Below are 20,400 nucleotides of genomic sequence, written 5' to 3'. Positions count from 1 at the left end.
GGCACCGACGTCGCGGGTCGTCGACGCGTCCTGCCTGCGAAGCCTCGTCCGGAGAGGAAGCGGCGTCAGGTGAGGCGGCGGGTGATGCGGGCCGGGTTGCCGAGGGCGACGACGTTGGCGGGGAGGTCGCGGGGGACGACCGCGCCGGCACCCACCACCGTGTTCTCGCCGATGGTGACGCCGGCGAGCACGATCGCGCCAGCGCCGAGCCAGACGTTGTCGCCGATGTTGATCGGCTTGGCCGCTTCCCACTTGGCTCGGCGCGGCTCCGGCTCGACCGGGTGGGTGGGCGTCAGCAGTTGCACGTTCGGGCCGATCTGTACGTCCGCGCCGATCGTGATCGGCGCGACGTCGAGCAGCACCGCGCCGTAGTTGATGAACGTGCCGTCGCCGATGGTGATGTGGTAGCCGAAATCGCAGTAGAACGGCGGCCGGATGCCGACTCCTTCGCCGACCGCGCCGAGCAGTTGGGTGAGCAGGTGTCGCCGCCGCTCCTGATCATCGACGGTGGTCGCGTTGAACTGTTCCATCAGCCGTGCCCCGCGCTGTGCGTCGGCGACGATTTCCGGGTCGTCGGCGAGGTAGAGCTCGCCTGCGAGCATCCGTGTCTTGTGCGAGGCCACAGCCTCTCCTTCGCCGGTACCGTGGATGATCTGAATAGGATGATCTCGATGGATGGGATGATCATTTGCCGAATGTTGGTAGTGCGTCGGAAATGATCACAAGCGATTGAATGGTCTAATTCTAGATAGTGTCAGGGGTATCAGATACATACTCGGTATGCAATGCTGACCGGTGTCCATGCAGGACCTGACATCCACGAGATGTCAACCGGGGAGGTTTCGTTGCAGGTATCGAGGAGATTGACCGCAGTCGCACTGGGGGTCGGGTTGGTGCTCGGCACCGGCTCGGCCGGCTTGGCCAGTCCCGTCCCGGCGGCCGCGCCGCCGACCGCAGAGCCGACCACTCGGGCGCAGGCCCGACCCGTCACCGTCACCCTGCTCACCGGCGACCGGATCACGCTCGCCTCGGCTGACGCCCTGACCGGTTCGGTGCAGCCGGCCAAGGGGCGAGAAAAGATCCAGTTCATCGTCCAGCGCGACGCCGACCATCTGTACGTGATCCCGCGCGACGCGGCGCGGCTGGTCGGTGCCGGGCAGCTCGACCGGCGCCTCTTCGACGTCACCGGGCTGGTCCAGGCCGGTTACCACGACGCGGCGCGGGACAACCTGCCACTGATCGTCACCTACCGCGACGGCGCCGTGGCCTCCGCCACCGGAACCCTGCGCGGCACCGGCGCCCGGGTCACCCGTGACCTGCCGGCGATCGGCGGCGCCGCGGTCACCACCGCCAAGGACCAGGCCACGGCCTTCTGGGCCGGGGTCACCACCGGTCAGGGCAGCGCCCGCACCGCCACCGCCGGCGGGATCGAGAAAATCTGGCTGGACGGCAAACGGCAACTGACCCTCGACCACAGCGTGCCGCAGATCGGTGCGCCCGCCGCGTACGCGGCTGGGTTCACCGGCAGTGGGGTCACCGTCGCGGTGCTCGACTCCGGCGTCGACGTCGAACACCCGGACCTGGTCGGCAGGGTCGCCGAGGCGCGGAACTTCAGCGAGGAGGCCGATCCCCGCGACCTGGTCGGGCACGGCACCCACGTCGCCTCGATCATCGCCGGCAGCGGCGCCGCCTCGGCCGGGAAGTACCGGGGCGTGGCGCCGGACGCCACCCTGGTCTCCGGCAAGGTCTGCGAGATCTACGGCTGCACCGAGTCGGCGATCCTCGCCGGTCTTCAGTGGGCGGCCGTGGAGAAGCAGGCGGACGTGGTCAACATCAGCCTCGGCGGATACGACGGGCCGGAGATCGACCCGGTCGAGGAAGCGGTCAACACCCTCACCGCGCAGACCGGCACGCTCTTCGTGGTCGCCGCCGGCAACGACGGTTCGGACGCCTCGGTCGGCTCACCGGGCAGCGCGGACGCCGCCCTCACCGTGGGCGCGGTCGATCGCGACGACAAACTGGCGGCCTTCTCCAGTCGGGGACCCCGGGTCGGGGACAGCGCGGTGAAGCCCGACATCACCGCACCCGGTGTGGAGATCGTCGCGGCCAAGGGCGCCGGCACCCTGCTCGGTACGCCGGTCGGCGAGCACTACGTCGCCGTCTCCGGCACCTCGATGGCCACCCCACACGTGGCCGGTGCGGTGGCGTTGCTCGGACAGCAGCACCCGGACTGGAGCGCGGCACAGTTCAAGTCGACCCTGATGGCCTCGGCCAAGCCCGATCCGACGCTCACCGCGTACCAGCAGGGAGCCGGCCGGGTCGACGTGGCCCGCGCCATCACCCAACCGGTGACCACCGACCCGGCCAGTCTCTCCTTCGGGCGGGCCGTCTGGCCGCACGCGGACGACGCGCCGGTCAGCCGGACCGTCACCTACCACAACTCCGGTAGCGCCGCCCTCACCCTCGACCTCGCGTTCCAGGTGACCGGCCCGGAAGGGGCGTCCCTACCGTCGGGCCTGTTCACCACCAGCGCCAACCAGGTGACCGTGCCCGCCGGTGGCGAGGCGACGGTCACGGTGACCGCGGACACCAGCGTCGCCGGTCCGGACGGTTACTGGTCCGGCCGCCTGACCGCCACCACCGGGTCGACCGTGGTCACCACCCCGGTCGGAGTCGACAAGGAGGTCGAGAGCTACGACCTCACCTTCACCTACATCGACCAGACCGGAGCCCCGGCCGTCGAGTACGGCAGCTCGCTCATCGGACTGGACCGGTTCTCCTTCACCAGCGTGTACGACGACGACGGCACCGCCACCGTCCGGGTGCCGAAGGGTCGCTACGGGTTGGACGCGGTGCTGTTCCACCTGCGCGGCGAGGACGAGGTAGACGCCACGATGCTGGCGCAGCCGGAACTGGTCGTCGACCGGAACCTGAGTCTCACCCTCGACGCGCGCCAGGGCCGACCGGTCCGGGTGACCGTGCCCGACCCGTCGGCCGCACCCGCCCTGGTCGACATCTCCGCCAACTGGACCGTGCTCGACGGCGGCTTCGGCTCCAGCCTGCTCTCCTTCACCTTCGACGGCCTCCGTACCGCTCAGTTGGGGACCGGCACCTCGTCGGCCTTCAGGGGTGGCATCGCCAGCCAGTGGGCGGATCCGGGTGCCGACGGGCAGTTCCTCCAGAGCCAGTATTTCTACGGGCTCAGCGACATGAGTCCCGGCCGGTTCCCGACCGGATACGCCCGGCACTTCCGGGACCGGGACCTTGCCACCGTCAAGAACGACTTCCGGGGTGGCGCGCCCGGCCAGACCGTCTACCGGTTCTCGTACGCGTTCTACCCGGAGCCGACCGGCGGTTGGGCGGTCGGGCTGCCGGTCGTCGTACCCGGGCAGCGGGTCGAGTACTACAACACCGACGACGGTGTGCGGTGGGACCAGGCGCTGGAGTTCACCCTGCCGGACGCCGACGGTTACCCGGCCACCCAGACGGTGTTGCAGGTGCCGGCCCCGGTGCAGTACCAGGCCGGACGCCACTACCAGAACGTGTGGAACGGTGCGCCGTACGGTCCGTCGTTCCCCGAGCCGCGCTGGCCGGACCAGGGCATCTTCCGTCAGGGCAACATGATCGGGGTCGACCTTCCGATCTTCAGTGACGCTGCGGGGAACCCCGGTGGTTCGCTCACCGAGACGGCGCGGACCGCGCTCTACCGCAACGGCAAGCTGGTCGACGAGGTCCCGAACCCGGGCTGGGGAAGGTTCGACGTGCCAGCCGGCAAGGCCGACTACCGGCTGACGGTTTCGGCCACCCGGAACGTCGCGGACCTGGCCACCTCGACCGAGGTGGCGTGGACGTTCCGCTCCGGCGAGGGGCCCGTCGACGAGATCGCCAAGCTGCCCGCGATGGCGATCCGGTACGCACCCAAGCTCGACGCCGGCAACGCCGCCCCGGACGGTCGGGAGTTCGACATCCCGGTCACCGTCGCGCGGCAGCCCGGCGCCCCGTCGGCACAGGTGCGGCAGCTGACCGTGGAGGTCTCCTACGACGACGGGCGGACCTGGCGGAACGCGTCCGTGAAGGCTGGCAAGTCCGGTTGGACGGCGAGCGTACGGCACCCGAACGGGGCCGCGTACGTGTCGCTGCGCGCGAAGGCCACCGATTCGGCCGGTAACACCGTCACGCAGAAGGTGATCCGTGCCTACAAACTGAAGTAACCGTGGGTGGGTGCCGGCCGAGGATGGTGGCCGGCACCCGTACCACCTTTGTTTCGGTGCCGGTCAGTCGTTGGCGTGCAGGGCGGCGTTCAGTTCGATGCCCCGACCGGTGCGCGGACGGGCCTCCAGCGCCCCGGTCAGCGAGTTGCGCCAGAAGAGCAGCCCGGCCACGCCGGAAAGCTCCCGGGCCTTGACCACGTTCCCGTCCGGCAGAGTGATCTTCGAGCCGGCGGTGATGTAGCAACCCGCCTCGACCACGCAGTCGTCGCCGAGCGAGATGCCGATTCCGGCGTTCGCGCCGAGCAGGCTGCGCTCGCCGATGCGTACCTTCTCGGTGCCGCCACCGGAGAGGGTGCCCATGATCGAGGCGCCCGCGCCGATGTCCGAACCGTCGCCGACCACCACCCCGGCGACGATCCGCCCCTCCACCATCGAGGTGCCGAGCGTGCCGGCGTTGAAGTTGCAGAAGCCCTCGTGCATGACGGTGGTGCCGGAGGCCAGGTGGGCGCCAAGCCGGACCCGGTCGGCGTCGGCGATCCGGACCCCGGACGGCACCACGTAGTCGGTCATCCGGGGGAACTTGTCCACCCCGTACACGGCGAGGTGACGTCCGGCGGCGCGCTCGATGACGCGCAGCTCGTCCACCCGGTCCGGCGGGCACGGCCCGGCCGAGGTCCAGGCCACGTTCGCCAACTGCCCGAAGATGCCGTCGAGGTTCAGCTCGTTCGGCCGGACCAGGCGGTGGGAGAGCAGGTGCAACCGCAGGTACGCGTCGGAGGCGTCCTTGATCGGGTCGGCCAACGAGCCGATCTCGGTGATCACCACCACGGTACGGAGTCCCGGCAGGGCCCGCTCGCCGACCGCGCCCGGCGGCAGGTCGAGCACGTCCGCCTGCTCCTCGCCGGGCACCAGTGGCAGCGCGCCCAGGCCGAGCTTGCCGGTCGGATACCAGGTGTCGAGCACCTGACCCTCGGCGGTGATGGTGGCCAGTCCGATACCCCAGGCGGGCTGCGCGGTCGTCACTGAGTCATCCTTCGTGTCTGTGGGTCTCGGGCCGGCTTCGCGGCAATGGCGATCCTCGGACCCTGGCCGATTGTCGCCTGCGGAGGGCGCGGCCGGTGTGAACTCGGGGCCGACGAGTCACGGACAGCACAGCTCGACAGCTCACTCCGCGCCCGCACAATCTTGACGGTACCGTGCCGAGCATGGAGAACCCGCTGACCCCCGAGGTGTTGGCCGATCCGGTCGCGTTGACCCGCGCCCTGGTCGACATCGAGTCCGTCTCGCTCAACGAGAAGGAAATCGCACACCACGTCGAGGAGGTGCTGCGGTCGGTTCCGTACCTGGACGTGCGGCGGCACCAGAACACCGTGATGGCCCGTACCGATCTGGGCCGCGCGCAACGGGTGGTGTTGGCCGGACACCTGGACACGGTGCCGTTGAACGACAACTTCCCGTCGACGCAGGACGGCGACCTGATCTACGGCTGCGGCACCTCGGACATGAAGTCCGGGGTGGCGTACGCCCTGCACCTGGCGACCACCCTGGCCGAACCCCGGTACGACGTGACGTACCTGTTCTACGAGGCTGAGGAGATCGACAGCCGGTACAACGGGTTGAACCTGGTCGCCCAGACGCACCCGGAGTGGCTGACCGCCGACTTCGCGGTGCTGCTCGAACCGACGTACGGCGTGGTCGAGGCGGGCTGCCAGGGGACGCTGCGGGCGATCGTGGTGACCACCGGTCGGCGGGCCCACGCGGCGCGGTCCTGGCGCGGGGTGAACGCGATCCACGCGGCGGGCGCGGCCCTGGACCGGTTGGCCGAGTACCAGGCCCGTACGGTCACCATCGACGGCTGTGTCTACCGGGAGGGGCTGAACGCGGTCGGCATCCACGGTGGGGTGGCCGGCAACGTGGTGCCGGACCGGTGCGAGGTCGAGGTCAACTTCCGGTTCGCGCCGGACCGGTCGCCGGCCGAGGCCGAGGCGCACGTACGCGAGGTCTTCGCCGGTCTTGAGGTCAACCTGGTCGACGTGGCCGCCGGTGCGCTGCCCGGCCTGACCGCGCCGCCGGCCCGGGAGTTCCTGGCAGCGGTCGGCGAGGCGCCGGTGGCGAAGCTCGGGTGGACCGACGTCTCCCGGTTCGCGGCGCTCGGCATTCCGGCGCTGAACTTCGGACCGGGCGACCCCAACCTGGCCCACGCCCCGGACGAGCACGTCGAGATCGGGAAGATCCGGGACGGTGCCGCCACCCTGCACCGCTGGCTCGCGCCGGTCTGAGCCAGCTGGCTCAGTTCACCGGTGACTCAGTTGACCTCGCCGTGACCGCCGGGGCTCTCCGCCGCGACGGCCGAGTGGTCGAACGTGTGGTCGTCGGGCAGATCCTGCTGACGGGCCAGCCGCCGTTCGGCCACCACGGCGCGGATTCGCTGGTGCATCTGTCGCCGGAGCCGGATGATCTCGTTGTTGTTGATCACGGTTGCGCCTCCCCCCAAAGGTGTCCGGCGGCGCTGCCGGACCCGGTGCATACCTGGTATGTGAATAGTAAGACGCATTGGAGGCGCATTCGGTTGCGCTGCTCGACACACTTTCCTGCCCGACGCCCTGATCGCCGAGGTTTTCCCGGCGACGGGGTGAGTGGCGTACGGCACGGGACGCTCCCACTACCGTGGAGCGCATGAGTCACAGCAAGGGACGAAGTGGCAGGGCCCGTGGGCCGGAACGGCACGGCGGCGGGGTCACCCTCCGTCGGGACGCCATTCCGGGGAGTACGGCCGACCAGCGCCTACTCGACTCCCGTACCCGGGGCGACTGGAAGACCAAGGACGCCTGGCGCGCCCTGCGGATCCTCTCCGAGTTCGTCGAGGGCTTCGACACCCTGGCTGACCTGCCGCCCGCGGTGAGCGTCTTCGGCTCCGCCCGTAGCCTGCCGGACAGCGACGAGTGCAAGCTCGCCGAGGAGCTGGGCGCGGCGCTCGCCCGAGCCGGTTACGCGGTGATCACCGGTGGTGGGCCGGGTGTGATGGAGGCGGCCAACCGGGGCGCCACCGAAGCCGGCGGACTCTCCGTCGGACTCGGCATCGAGCTCCCGTTCGAGCAGGGCATCAACGACTGGGTCGACATGGCGATCGACTTCCGCTACTTCTTCGCCCGCAAGACCATGTTCGTCAAGTACGCCCAGGCATTCGTCGTACTGCCCGGTGGGTTCGGCACCATGGACGAACTCTTCGAGGCGCTCACCCTGGTGCAGACCGGCAAGGTCACCCGGTTCCCGGTGGTGCTGATGGGTGAGGCGTACTGGAGCGGACTGCTCGTCTGGTTGCGTGACACCCTCGCCACCAGCGGCAAGATCGGCGCCGCCGATCTCGAATTGATACTGGTCACCGATGATGTGGCCACCGCGGTCGGGCATATCATCGATGCGGACGCGGCACTCGCCGCGGAACAGGAAGCGCTTCAGGAGTCGGCCATCGCCCAGGCGGGCGCCGACCAGCAGGCGGCTTCCACCACCCGTCGGGAGGACTGAGTCGATGGCCGCGATCTGCGTCTTCTGTGCTTCCTCCCGTACGCTCGACCAGCGCTGGCTCGACCTCGCCACGGTGACCGGCGGCGAACTGGCCCGACGCGGCCACACCCTGGTCTCCGGCGGGGGTTGTGTCGGCATGATGGGCGCGGTGGCCGACGGGGCACGCGCCGCCGGTGGCCACACCCTCGGCATCATCCCGCAGGCGCTGGTCGACCTGGAGGTCGCCGACCTGCACGCCGACGAGCTGGTGATCACCGACGGCATGGCCAGCCGCAAGACCGCGATGATCGACAAGTCGGACGCCTTCCTCACCCTGCCCGGTGGGCTCGGCACCCTCGACGAACTCTTCGAGGTCTGGACGATGGCCACCCTGTCCATGCACCACAAGCCGGTGGTCCTGCTCGACCAGGACGGTTTCTACTCCGGCCTGGTCAACTGGCTCAACGGACTCGCCCCCGGCAGTTTCGCGCGGAAACCGGCGATGGATCTGCTGGTGGTGGTCGACTCGGTGCCGGCCGCGCTCGACGCGATCGAGGCCCGCCTCGGCTGACCGCCCCACCCACTGTCTCCGTTAGGAAGGGCCCCTTCTACAACGGAAAGCGATAACAAGGGGCCCTTCCTTCGGGGGGACGTCGGGGCGGCATGGTGTGATGGGCGGCGTGCAGGCGTACCAGCTGGTCCGTCGGCCGGCTGAGGCCGAGCCGGCGCGGATCGACGATCCCAGGCAACGGGAGGTCGTCGCGCACACCGACGGGCCGCTGCTCGTACTCGGCGGGCCGGGCACCGGCAAGACCAGCACCCTGGTCGACTCGGTGGTCGCGCGGGTGACCGAGGGCACCGACCCGGAACAGATCCTGGTGCTGACCTTCGGCCGGCGCTCCGCCACCGCACTGCGCCACCGGATCGAGGCCCGGGTGACCGGGGTCGCCGCCCGGGTGATGCACGAACCACTGGTACGCACCTTCCCCGCGTACGCGTACGGCCTGCTGCGCCGGGCCGCCGCCGAACGCGGCGAGCCGTCGCCCCGGCTGCTCACCGGTCCCGAACAGGACCTGATCATCCGTGAGCTGCTCGACGTGGTCGGCGAACACACGACTGGCGAGCGCGGGGCTGGCGAGCGCGGGGCCGGCGGGGACAGGGCCGGCGAGCGCGGTTCCGGCGCCCCGGACGCTCCCCTCGACCGGGTCGGCTGGCCGGAGCAGCTACGACCGGCGCTGCGCACCCGGGCCTTCGCCGAACAGTTGCGCGACCTGATGCAACGCGCCGCCGAGCGCGGAGTCGGCCCGGTCGAGCTGGCCCGGCTCGGGGAACGGTTGGGCCGAGCCGACTGGCCGGCCGCGGCCCGCTTCCTACGCGAGTACGTCGCCGTACTCGCGCTGCGCGACGCGACCAGCCGGGGCTCGATCGCGTACGACCCCGCCGAGCTGGTCCGGGCCGCCATCGGGCTGCTCGCCGACGACCCCGAGCTGCTGGCCGGTGTCCGGCGCCGGTTGGCGTACGTCTACGTCGACGAACTCGCCGACACCGACCCCGCCCAGATGGAACTGCTCGCCCTGGTCGCCAGCGGAGGCAAGTCCCTGGTCGCGTTCGCCGACCCCGACTCCTCCACGTACGCCTTCCGGGGTGCCGACCCGGCCGGTGTCGCCAACTTCCCGCTCCGGTTCCGTACCGCCTCCGGGGCGGTCGCCCGGACCGTCCTGCTCAGCACCGGCTACCGCACCGGGGCCGGCCTGCTGGCCGCCACCGCACGGGTCGCCCGGCGGCTCCGGGGGCCGATCGCGCACCGGCAACTCGCGCCGCTGCCCGACGCCGAACCCGGCACCGTGCAGGTCCGTACGTTCCGCTCCGCGACCAGCGAGTCGGCGTACCTGGCGCACGCGCTGCGTTCCGCCCACCTGATCGACGGGATGCCCTGGTCCCGGATGGCGGTGCTGGTCCGTTCGGCTCCCCGGCAACTTCCCTCGCTGCAGCGCGCGCTCCAGGCGGCCGGGGTGCCGACCGTCGTACACGCCGAGGACCTGCCGCTGCACCTGCAACCGGCGGTGGCGCCGCTGTTGCTGCTGCTGCGGTGCGCGCTGGAGCCGGACCGGCTGGACGAGGAGGCGGCGGTCGCGTTGCTGCACTCGCCGCTCGGCGGTGCGGACCCGCTCGCCGAGCGGCGGCTGCGACAGGGGCTGCGGGCGTTGGCGCTGGCCGCCGGTGACCGCCGGCCCTCGGGGGAGCTGCTGGTCGAGGCGTTGCGTGACCCGGCCGAGCTGGTTGCGATCGAGCGTCGGTGGGCCGAGCCGGCCCAGGCGGTCGCCGGCCTGCTCGCCACCGCCCGGGAGGCCGCCGCAGCCCCCGGCGCCACCGCCGAGCAGGTGCTCTGGGCGGTCTGGCAGGGCAGCGGGCTGGCCGAGCGCTGGTCCGGCGCGATCAGCCGGGAGCGGGCGACGAGCGGCGAGGGAGAGAACGCGCCCCGGTGGCGGGCCGCCGCCGCCGACCGGGACCTGGACGCGATCGTGGTCCTCTTCGACGCGGCGGCCAGGTTCGTCGACCGGCTGCCGGGTGCCCGTACCGAGGTCTTCCTCGATCACGTGTTGGGCCAGCAGCTGCCCGCAGACACGCTCGCGCCGAGCGCCGATCCCGGCGACGCGGTCCGGTTGCTGACCGCACACGCGGCGAAGGGCCTCGAATGGGACCTGGTCGCGGTGGTCGGCGTGCAGGAGGGGACCTGGCCGGACCTGCGGTTGCGGGGCAGCCTGCTCGGCTCGGAGCGGCTGGTCGAGGTGCTCGCGGGACGCTCCGACGGCAGTGGGCTGGCGGCGAGCCTGGTCGGGCAGACCTCGGCGTTGCTGGACGAGGAGCGTCGGCTCTTCTACGTGGCGGTCAGCCGGGCCCGGCGTCGGCTGCTGGTCAGTGCCGTCGCATCGGCGGCGGTCGGCGGGCTCGACTACGAGGAGCAGCCGAGCCGGTTTCTCTACGACCTGGCACCGCCCCCCGATCCGGGCCCGGATCCGGTCGACCCGGACGGCGGGTCGGGCGCTGACGGCGGCGGTGCGCCGGGGTCGGACCGGCCGGGCGGGGGAGCCGGGGAGGAACCGGTCGAGCTGCCGGTGGAGCGCCCGCCCCGGGCGCTCACACTGCCGGCGTTGGTCGCGGAGCTGCGTACCGTGCTCGTCGACCCGGCAACGACCGACCAGCGGCGGCAGGCCGCCGCGGCCGAACTGGCCCGGCTCGCCGCCGCCGGTGTGCCCGGTGCCCACCCGGACGACTGGTGGGGGCTGCGCGCACTCTCCGACGACCGGCCGCTGGTCGACGAGGGCGAGCCGGTCAGGGTCACCCCGTCCACCATGGAGAGCGCGCTGCGGTGCAGCCTGCGTTGGCTGCTGGAACGGCACGGCGGGGCGGCCCCGGCGAGCGGTGCGCAGGGGGTGGGGAACCTGGTGCACGCCGCCGCGATGCTCGCCGAGGACGCCAGCGCCGACCGGGCCCAACTGATCGAGTACGTGACCGCCCGGTTCGACGTGATCGACCTGGCCGCCCGCTGGATGGTCGGCCCGGAGCGGCAGCGGGCCGAGGCGATGGTCGACAAACTGCTCCGGTGGCTGGCCAGCAACCCGCGCCGGTTGCTCGCCATCGAGCACGAGTTCGCGGTGCGGCTGGACGACCCCAGCCGACCGATCGAGCTGACCGGCCGGGTGGACCGGCTCGAGGTCGACGCCGACGGGCGGCTGGTCGTGATCGACCTCAAGACCGGCAAGTCGACCGCGGTGACCGGCACCGAACTGGCCGAACATCCACAGCTCGGTGCGTACCAGGCCGCGGTGGAGGCGGGGGCGTTCGCCGAGTTCGGTGACTCCTCCGGCGGGGCAGCGCTGGTGCAGCTCGGTACCGGCACCAAGGATGCCAAGGAGCAGGGCCAGGCCCCGGTCGGGACCGGCGACGAGTCGGACTGGGCGCGGGCCATGGTCCGGCGTACCGCCGATACGATGGCCGCTTCGACCTTCGCCGCGGTAGCCAACAGCAAGTGTCGGGTCTGCCCGGTACGGACCAGTTGCCCGATCTCGGGCAAGGGACGCCAGGTGGTCGAACCACCGGCCCGGCGGCCCGGGATGACGCCGCCGACCCAGCGTGGAGAGCGGGATTGAGCCAGTCGTCACTCTTCGCCGCCCCGGCACCGCCGCCGTCGCGGGAGCCCGACTCGGGACCGCGTTACACCCCGGTCGAGCTGGCCAAACTCCTGCGGCTGCACGCGCCGACCCGGGAACAGGCGGCGATCATCGCCGCGCCGGTCGAGCCGCTGCTGGTCGTTGCCGGTGCCGGATCGGGCAAGACCGAGACGATGGCCGCCCGGGTGGTCTGGCTGGTTGCCAACGGGTACGTCCGACCGGAGCAGGTGCTCGGCCTCACCTTCACCCGTAAGGCCGCCGGAGAGCTCGCGCACCGCATCCGTACCCGGCTCGACCAGTTGGTACGGCGGCTCGGCCGGGACCGCCGCGACCCCGCCGGTGACCTGCTCGGCGGCGAACCGACGGTGGCGACGTACCACTCGTACGCGGCCCGGATCGTCACCGAGCACGGGCTCCGGGCCGGGTACGAGCCCTCCACCCGGCTGCTCACCGAGGCGTCCCGCTGGCAGCTCGCCGACCTGCTCGTCCGCACGTACGACGGGGACATGTCCGAGGTCGACCGGATGCCGAGCACGATCACCGACGCCGTACTGGCACTCGCCGGTGAGCTGGCCGAGCACCTGGTCACCCCGGACGAGTTGGCCGCCTGGACGGGTCGGTTCTACGCCGAGGTCAGCTCGCAGCCCGGCAAGATCTACGCCGACGTACGCAAGGCACTGAAGATCCAGCAGATCCGACTGAAGCTGATGCCTCTGGTTCGCGCGTACGACCAGCGCAAGGACGACTTCGAGGCGATGGACTTCGGCGACCAGATGGCGCGGGCGGCACGGGTGGCCCGCGACCATCCGGAGGTCGGCACGATCGAGCGTGAACGTTTCCGGGTGGTACTGCTCGACGAGTACCAGGACACCAGCCACGCCCAGGTGGTGCTGCTGCACGCGCTCTACGGCGGGGGACATCCGGTGACCGCCGTCGGCGACCCGTGCCAGTCGATCTACGGCTGGCGCGGGGCGAGCGCCGGCACCCTGGACCGTTTCCCGACCGAGTTCGCGCCCGCCGGTGGCGGTGCCGCGCGCACTCTGACGCTCAGCACGAGCTGGCGGAACCGGCCGGAGATCCTGGGCGTGGCCAACGGGCTCGCGGTCGCCTTGCGGGCCGCCGGGGCGCAGGTCAGCGAGTTGGGCGCGGCGCTGCGGGTGGACGACCCGATCCCCGGGCGGACCGCCCGCGGGGCCGCCGCCGGCACCGTGCACTGTGCGCTGCTGTCGACGTACGAGGAAGAGGCGGACTGGATCGCGGAGAGTGTGCTCGCCGCGTGGCGCGGCGCGGCGCGGATGCCGGGGGTGTTGCCCGAGCACATTCCGGTCGACCGTCGGCCGAGCACCGCGGTGCTGGTCCGGGTCCGGAGCCAGATTCCGGCGATCGAGGCGGCGCTGCGCGAGCGGGGTCTGCCGGTCGAGGTGGTGGGACTCGGCGGGCTGCTCGACACCCCGGAGGTCCGGGACGTGGTCTGCACCCTGCGGGTGCTGGCCGACCCGACCGACGGGGCCGCACTGCTCCGGCTCCTCACCGGGGCGCGGTGGCGGATCGGACCCCGGGACCTGGTCGCGCTGCACCGGCGGGCGCGGGCGATCGCCGCCGCCCGCCGGGAGCTGCCGCGCGCCGACGACGAGCCGGAGATCACCACCGACCGGTTGGACGAGGCGACCCTGGTCGAGGCGCTGGCCGACCTGGGCCCGGCGCAGGCGTACTCGGCCGAGGGCTACGTCCGGCTGCGGGCGTACGGGCTGGAGCTGGGGCTGCTGCGGCATCGGCTGGACCAGTCCCTGCCCGACCTGGTGGCCGACGTGGAGCGGACCATCGGCCTGGAGGTGGAGGTCGCGGTCCGGGCCGGTACGGACGGCCGGGGCGGCGACGCCGGCCTGGCCCGGGGCCACCTGGACGCCCTCGGCGACGTCGCCGCCCGGTTCTCCGGTGACTCGACCAACGCTTCCCTCCCGGGCTTCCTGGCCTTCCTCGCCGCCGCCGAGGAGGAGGAGCGGGGGCTGGCGCCGGGGGAGCTGGAGGTGGTGGAGGGGGCGGTGCAGATCGTCACCGCGCACGCCGCGAAGGGGCTGGAGTGGGACGTGGTCGCGGTCGCCGGGCTCACCCGGGGTGTCTGGCCCGGTCCGGTCCGTAACTCCGACCACTACCTGTTCGGTCTGGGGGTGTTGCCGTTCCCGTTGCGCGGGGACGCGGACGGGCTGCCGGTGCTGGAGCTCGACGAGGTGGCCGACCAGAAGGGCGTGGCGAAGGCGCTGACCGCGTTCACCGAGAAGTGGCGGGCGCACGACGAGCGGGAGGAGCGGCGGCTCGCGTACGTGGCGGTCACCCGGCCCCGGCGGCTGCTGCTCTGCTCCGGCTACTGGTGGGGCGAGGGCGCGAAGCTGGCCCGGGGCCCGTCGGTCTTCCTCCGCGAGGTCTACGACCGCTGCCTCACCGGTGAGGGTTACGTGATCGACGCGTGGGCGCCGGAGCCGGCGGGTGACGCGGTCAACCCGACCACCGAAGTGGTGGTACGGGCGGAGTGGCCGGCCGACCCGCTCGGCGGCCGGCGGCCGGCGATGGCCGAGGCGGCGGCCCTGGTGCGCCGCCACCTGACCGCCGACGTGCCGGTCGACCCGGTGTCGCCGGTTCCGGTGGCGGTCGACCCGGTGTCCCCGGTTCCGGTGGCGGTCGATCCAGATCTGGACCGGTGGCGCCGGGAGACGGATCTGCTCCTTGCCGAACGGGCGGAGCTCGCCGCACGGGTCGGGCCGATCGAGGTCGTGCTTCCCGGGCACCTCTCCGTCTCGCAGTTGGTGGCGCTGCGTCGCGATCCGCACACGCTGGCCCGTACGCTGCGCCGGCCTTTGCCGGCCCGTCCGGACCCGTACGCCCGCCGGGGCACCGCCTTCCACGCCTGGTTGGAGCAGCGGTTCGGGGCCGACCGGCTGCTCGACATCGACGAACTGCCCGGAGCGGCCGACGAGGACGCCGCGCCGGATGAGGCGCTCGCCGAGTTGCGGGAGCGCTTCCTGGCCAGCGAGTGGGCCGACCGGGTTCCGGTCGAGGTGGAGGTGCCGTTTGCCACAGTGGTCGCCGGGGTGGTCGTACGGGGCCGGATGGACGCGGTCTTCGCCGGGCCGGGCAGCCGGTTCGACGTGATCGACTGGAAGACCGGCAGGGTGCCGGTCGGCCCGGCGGCGGACGCGGCGGCGGTGCAGTTGGCCGCGTACCGGCTGGCCTGGGCGGAGCTGGCCGGGGTGCCGTTGGAGCAGGTCCGGGCCGCTTTCCACTACGTACGCGAGGGGACGACGGTGCGTCCGGTCGACCTGCTCGACGCGGACGGGTTGGGTGCGCTGATCACTTCCCTGCCCGCAGCTTGATGACCTTTCCGGGTTGTACGTGCTATGCTGACCTAGTTGCAGTTTTGGTTCCCAGAGACTCTGTGTGCGCCTGCGGGATTGTGACCCAGGCGCTCTTTGTTATGTCCGGAGTTCTCCGGGCGGGGCGACCAGAGGGCGACACCGATCCGCGCCTACCGGCGCGGGCGATTCTCTTCGGCCCGCAAAAGTGCGGGACCGATCGTTCCGTCAAGGAGACGAAACAAATGGCAATTGGCACCGTCAAGTGGTTCAACGCTGACAAGGGCTTCGGCTTCATCACCCCGGACGGCGGCGGCGCCGACGTCTTCGCCCACTTCTCGGCGATCCAGTCCTCCGGCTACCGGAGCCTGGACGAGAACCAGCGGGTCGAGTTCGAGGTGACCCAGGGCCAGAAGGGCCCGCAGGCCGAGAACATCCGGCCGATCTGAACCCTGTCCCACCCAGTCGCGTCCGCCCGGCGTGGGGGCATGCTGTCGCAGCCTGCTCCCCGCCGCCGGGCGGCGTGACACCTGTTCCAACCTGCCGCGCCCGCCGGGTGCGGTGACGTGACCGGCCCGCGCCACGCTGGCGCGGGCCGGCCCCGCGTTTACCCTTCGGTTCGTGCTTGCGACCGCTGGTGGAGCCCGTTGGCTCCCGGCGGCAGTGCCCCACGGGCACCTTCCTCGACACGTGCCGTCTTGAGGAAGGTCCCATCCATGACCCATGCCGTCGCGTCGTTTGCCGACGCCCCGCTGGCACCCGCACTGCACTCGGCGCTGATCGCGAACGGGATCACCGAACCCTTCCCGATCCAGTCCGCCACCCTGCCCGACTCGCTCGCCGGTCGGGACGTACTCGGCCGGGGGCGGACCGGCTCCGGCAAGACGCTCGCCTTCGGTCTGCCGCTGCTCTCCCGTACCGCCGGTCGCCGGGCCCGGCCCGGCCAGCCGTTGGCGCTGGTCCTGGTCCCCACCCGTGAGCTGGCCCAGCAGGTCACGACCGCGCTCGCGCCGTACGCCCGCGCGGTCGGCCTGCGCTGTGTCACCGTCGTCGGCGGCCTCTCGCTGCAGCGCCAGGCCGACGCCCTGCGCGCCGGTGCCGAGGTGGTCATCGCCACCCCGGGTCGGCTCGCCGACCTGACCAACCGGGGTGACTGCCGGCTCGACCAGGTGACGATCACCGTGCTCGACGAGGCCGACCAGATGGCCGACATGGGCTTCCTGCCGCAGGTCACCCGGCTGCTGGAGCAGGTGGCGCCGAACGGGCAGCGGATGCTCTTCTCCGCCACCCTGGACCGGGGCGTGGACCGGCTGGTCCGCCGCTTCCTGACCGACCCGGTGTCGCACTCGGTGGACCCGGGGACCGCCACGGTCACCGCGATGACCCACCACCTGCTGCACCTGGACGCGGCCGACAAGGCCGCCACCACCACCCAGATCGCCGCCCGGGACGGCCGGACGATCCTGTTCACGGGTACGAAGCACCGCGCCGACCGGCTGGCCCGGCAACTGCTGGCCAGTGGCGTACGCGCCGCCGCTCTGCACGGTGGCAAGTCGCAGCCGCAGCGGACCCGGGTGCTGGAGCAGTTCCGCAATGGTCAGGTGACCGCCCTGGTCGCCACCGACGTGGCGGCCCGTGGCATCCACGTCGACGGTCTGGACATGGTGGTCAACGTGGACCCGCCGACCGAGGCGAAGGACTACCTGCACCGGGGTGGGCGTACGGCCCGCGCGGGTGAGACGGGTGCGGTGGTCACCCTGGTCCTGCCCGACCAGCGTCGGGACATGGCCCGGTTGATGGCGACCGCCGGCATCCGGCCGGAGTCGGCCCAGGTGCGTCCGGGTGACGACGAACTGGTCCGGGTGACCGGTGCGCGGATCCCGTCGGGCGTACCGGTGACCGTCGCCGCGCCGAAGCCGACCCAGGCCACCGGCCAGGCGGGTGCCGCTGCTCGTACCCAGCACCGTGGCTCCGGACGTCCCCGCCGGCCGCGTCGCCCCGCCGCGCCCCGCGCCTCCTGACCTCGTTCCACGCGTCACCGCGTTTGTCTGGTGAACCGGGCCGGCCGTTCACGGCCGGCCCGGTTCACTCTGGACCGTCGACGAGCGGTGTGGGGTGGGGACCGGGAGTGTGAGCGCGGAGCGCCGATCGGATCATCCGAATGCGTCCGATGGATGACTGTGCTGTGTCCGGTTATGCGTGATCCTGTTCCATGGGGAGTTGGCGGGCTGGTCGAACGGGCTCCCCGATGGGGAGGTCGTCATGATCTTGACTGCCGGTCCGGGAGCGGTACGCGAAATCCTGGTGGTGCTCGCGGTCGCGCTCAGTGGACTGCTCCTCGCCCTGATCGCCGCCTTCGCCCCCTGGTACCACGCCCCGATCGAACCGGTCCGTCCGCAGGTGGTCGAGCTGCAGGCGCCACCCGGCGGAAGTGACAACATGGAGTCGGACGTCGCGGTTTCCCGCTGAACCGGACTCCCCTGCTCCGGACCGAAGTGGACCATCGGCCGCTTCGCGGTTCACCGACCGGTGGTGTTGACTGGGGGAGATGCCTGACCCGACCCCACCCGAACCATCGTCTCCGTCCACGCCCGGCCCGGCGTCGACGGCGGGTCCGGTTTGGACGGCGGGTCCGGTTACCCGACTCGGCGACCGGTCCGGCGTACCTCCCGCTGAGCGGCTGTCGCTCCAGGTCGAGCGCTCCGCGCGGGAGCGGCTGCGGCTCCGGTGGTTTGCCGGGGCGGCCGGCGGGGTGTTGGTCATCGGTCTCGTGGTGGTCCTGGCGATGACCCTCGGCGGGAATCCACGCCCGTTCGGTGAGGACTTCGCCGCTCCGCCGGATCTCCGGCCGCCACTGGCCCGGATGTGCCCGCTGCCCGCCACTCCCGGGCCGGTCCCGGCGCCGTCCGTGCCGGCCGATCCACCGGTGCTCCCGTCACCACCGGCCGGGTCCGCGACCGCCTCGGCCCCAGCCGTCGAGCGGCGTACGGTCGACGAGGAGGCGGGCATCTCCTACACCGAGTACCCCGCACCGTGGCAACCGTGGGAGACGGTCTGGAATGCCGGCACCCTGGAGGTGCCGTACCGGATGGGCCAGCACTTCGTCACCGAGCCGGCGTACGACGGGTTCAGCGACTACCACGCCTCGATCCTCTCCGCCGCTGTCCCGGCGGCCGAGAACGACGCGCTCACCTTCAACCTCGAATGTGTGGGCCGGCGGGTCGCCGCCGACGTACGGGCCGAGTACTACCCGCAGCCGAGCAGGATGGAGTTGCTCCGCGACGAGCGGACCACGCTCGGCGGTCGCCCGGCATGGGTGACCGTGTTCCGGTTGCACTTCAGTCGGCCAGGGCTCCGGGCGACCGACGAGTTGGCCGCGGTCGCCTGCGTCGACGTCGGGCGGGCGACCGCCGCGATCCTCTACATCTCCGTTCCCGGCACCCATCGTCAGTGGGACTGGATCGTCGAGGACGCCCTCGCCTCGGTCCGCCCGGTCTGACGTCATCCGGATCCGGCCCGGCCCCCACCGGTCCCGCCGACTTTGTCACCAGACCTAGCGGCGAAGGGTGGTCATCTCCTACTTTCGGCATAGGATTTTCCGGATCAAGGTCGGGGGGCGGCGGGATGAGCCGGACGGTGCTGGTGGTCGGCGGTGGCTGTAGTGGCACGCTGGTCAGCCGGGAGCTGCTGCGCGGTACCTCCGATTCGGTGGTGCTGGTCGATCCCTCGCCAGATCCCGGCACCGGCATCGCGTACGGCCCGGCGGCCCGGCCGTGGCACCTGCTCAACTCGCCGGCCGGCACGATGAGCGCCGACCCGGACACGCCGGGGGACTTCGTCGACTTCTGCCGCCTGCGGCGGCCCACCGCGAGCGCCGGCGACTTCATGCCCCGGAGCTGGTACGGCGACTACCTCCGGCAGACGCTCGACACCACGCACCGGCACGCGGCCGGACGGTTGCGGATCCGCCGCGACCGGGTCAGCCGAATCGTCGCCACCACCGGCGGGGTCGACGTCGAGTTCGAGTCGGGTGCCCGCTCGGCGGCCGACCGGGTGGTGCTCGCCATCGGTGCACCCGGGTCCGGGGATCCGGTCGCCCGCTGGTCGGTGGGGTACGACGGCCGCCGCGGATACGTCCGCGACCCCTGGGCGCCCGGTGCGCTCGACACGGTCCCGGTCGACCGGCCGGTGCTGCTCCTCGGCACCGGTCTCACCGCCGTCGACGTGGCACTCAGCCTGGCCGAGGCCGGTCAGCGGGCCCCGATGGTCGCGGTCTCGCGGCACGGTCTGCTGCCGAACTCCCAACGTCGACCGGGTCCCCCGGTGCCCGCGCAGGGCGGGCTGCCCGAGTCGGCGCCGTCGCTGCGTCAGCTCGTCCGTCAGCTCCGCGAGCTGGTCCGGGCGGGTGCCGACTGGCGGTCGGTGGTCGACGGGTTGCGGCCCCGGCTGGACGGTCTCTGGGCGGGCCTGTCCCCGGTGGACCGGGACCGGTTCCTGCGGCACCTGGCCCGGCACTGGGAGGTGCACCGGCACCGGATGGCACCGGAGATCGCCGACGAGCTGGACCGGCTGCGGGCGAGCGGTCGGTTGACCGTACGGGCCGCGACGGTCGGGGCGGTGACGCCGGGGCCGGCGGACGGACTGGAGGTACGGCTGGAGCACGCTGGTCGGGTTCCGGTCGGCACGTCGGTGTGGACCGGTGGAGAGGTCACCACCTTCGGCGCCCTGATCAACTGCACCGGCCCGGGACGGTTGCCGGGGTCGGCGGACCCTCTGGTGCGGCGACTGCTCGCGGACGGGCTCGTCCGACCCGGACCGTACGGGCTCGGTCTGGACGTGGACGGCGGCGGTGCGCTGTACGGGCGGGACGGATCGGCCGACGGGGTGCTCTGGGCCGTGGGCCCGCCCCGGCGGGGTCGGCTCTGGGAGACCACCGCCGTGCCGGAGATCCGTGGCCAGGCGCGGGCGCTCGCGACCCGGTTCGCCGTCCGGGAGGGTGCGCCGAGCCCGCTCGCCGTCGCGGTCTGAGCCCGGACGGGGTTCCGGGGCGGACGCGTACCGGGTCGGTCGGGAGGTGTTGCCGCTCACCCGCCCCGGCGCGGTCGGAACGCTCCGGGACGATCCGGGGCCGGCCGTCGGGGCAACGTCACGGCGCGCGGGTGTGGG

Annotated in this window: 14 protein-coding genes; 11 read left to right on the top strand and 3 right to left on the bottom strand. The window is 72.2% G+C overall.

Going from position 1 to position 20,400, the window contains the following annotated elements; genetic code table 11:
- Positions 1-65: 65 nt before the first annotated feature.
- The gene (locus BDK92_RS13910; protein ID WP_121157094.1) at positions 66-623 is read right to left on the bottom strand and encodes a sugar O-acetyltransferase; all 558 of its coding nucleotides are present in this window, start codon (positions 621-623) and stop codon (positions 66-68) included.
- A gap of 240 nt (positions 624-863) precedes the next feature.
- Here BDK92_RS13910 and BDK92_RS13905 point away from each other — a divergent pair, with 240 nt between their 5' ends.
- Positions 864-4,211 carry a S8 family serine peptidase gene (locus tag BDK92_RS13905; RefSeq protein ID WP_342775814.1) on the top strand — a complete coding sequence of 1,116 codons (3,348 nt, stop codon included), beginning with the start codon at positions 864-866 and terminating at the stop codon, positions 4,209-4,211.
- Positions 4,212-4,274: 63 nt separating this feature from the next.
- Here BDK92_RS13905 and dapD read toward each other — a convergent pair whose 3' ends face one another.
- Positions 4,275-5,234: a 2,3,4,5-tetrahydropyridine-2,6-dicarboxylate N-succinyltransferase gene (dapD, locus tag BDK92_RS13900; protein ID WP_121157092.1), complete on the bottom strand. Its 960-nt coding sequence runs from the start codon at positions 5,232-5,234 to the stop codon at positions 4,275-4,277.
- Positions 5,235-5,416: 182 nt separating this feature from the next.
- Here dapD and dapE point away from each other — a divergent pair, with 182 nt between their 5' ends.
- The gene (dapE, locus tag BDK92_RS13895) at positions 5,417-6,490 is read left to right on the top strand and encodes a succinyl-diaminopimelate desuccinylase (RefSeq protein WP_121157091.1); all 1,074 of its coding nucleotides are present in this window, start codon (positions 5,417-5,419) and stop codon (positions 6,488-6,490) included.
- A 26-nt stretch (positions 6,491-6,516) separates the two neighbouring features.
- Here the strand turns inward: dapE and BDK92_RS39020 are convergent, their stop codons facing one another.
- A complete protein-coding gene (locus BDK92_RS39020) occupies positions 6,517-6,687 on the bottom strand; it encodes a hypothetical protein (protein WP_170208433.1) in 171 nt (56 codons plus the stop codon).
- Between the two features lie 200 nt (positions 6,688-6,887).
- On the opposite strand from BDK92_RS39020, the gene BDK92_RS13890 reads away from it, so the two are divergent.
- From BDK92_RS13890 to BDK92_RS13850, 9 genes are all read left to right on the top strand, one after another.
- Positions 6,888-7,736 carry an LOG family protein gene (locus BDK92_RS13890; RefSeq protein WP_121157090.1) on the top strand — a complete coding sequence of 283 codons (849 nt, stop codon included), beginning with the start codon at positions 6,888-6,890 and terminating at the stop codon, positions 7,734-7,736.
- Between the two features lie 4 nt (positions 7,737-7,740).
- Complete coding sequence (locus BDK92_RS13885) at positions 7,741-8,286, top strand: LOG family protein (protein ID WP_121157089.1); 546 nt, start codon at positions 7,741-7,743, stop codon at positions 8,284-8,286.
- Between the two features lie 109 nt (positions 8,287-8,395).
- Positions 8,396-11,866 (top strand): ATP-dependent helicase, encoded by a 3,471-nt coding sequence (locus tag BDK92_RS13880; protein ID WP_121162106.1) that lies wholly within the window; start codon positions 8,396-8,398, stop codon positions 11,864-11,866.
- Entirely contained in the window at positions 11,863-15,255 is a 3,393-nt protein-coding gene (locus tag BDK92_RS13875) for an ATP-dependent helicase (RefSeq protein WP_121157088.1), read from the top strand. The genes BDK92_RS13880 and BDK92_RS13875 overlap by 4 nt, the downstream gene beginning before the upstream one ends.
- 224 nt (positions 15,256-15,479) lie before the next feature.
- A complete protein-coding gene (gene cspE / locus BDK92_RS13870) occupies positions 15,480-15,683 on the top strand; it encodes a transcription antiterminator/RNA stability regulator CspE (protein ID WP_101369720.1) in 204 nt (67 codons plus the stop codon).
- Positions 15,684-15,950: 267 nt separating this feature from the next.
- Positions 15,951-17,255 (top strand): DEAD/DEAH box helicase, encoded by a 1,305-nt coding sequence (locus BDK92_RS13865; protein ID WP_121157087.1) that lies wholly within the window; start codon positions 15,951-15,953, stop codon positions 17,253-17,255.
- Positions 17,256-17,496: 241 nt separating this feature from the next.
- Positions 17,497-17,703 carry a hypothetical protein gene (locus BDK92_RS13860; RefSeq protein WP_147457002.1) on the top strand — a complete coding sequence of 69 codons (207 nt, stop codon included), beginning with the start codon at positions 17,497-17,499 and terminating at the stop codon, positions 17,701-17,703.
- Positions 17,704-17,782: 79 nt separating this feature from the next.
- Positions 17,783-18,733, top strand: coding sequence for a hypothetical protein (locus BDK92_RS13855; RefSeq protein WP_121157085.1), 951 nt, complete (start codon positions 17,783-17,785; stop codon positions 18,731-18,733).
- Positions 18,734-18,858: 125 nt separating this feature from the next.
- Positions 18,859-20,262: an FAD/NAD(P)-binding protein gene (locus tag BDK92_RS13850; RefSeq protein WP_121157084.1), complete on the top strand. Its 1,404-nt coding sequence runs from the start codon at positions 18,859-18,861 to the stop codon at positions 20,260-20,262.
- The last annotated feature ends 138 nt before the right edge of the window (positions 20,263-20,400 follow it).

It is taken from the genome of Micromonospora pisi, assembly GCF_003633685.1.
GTDB lineage: Bacteria > Actinomycetota > Actinomycetes > Mycobacteriales > Micromonosporaceae > Micromonospora_G > Micromonospora_G pisi.
The sequence above is the reverse complement of the archived record's forward strand: the minus strand, read 5'-3'. Positions and strand labels throughout refer to the sequence as shown.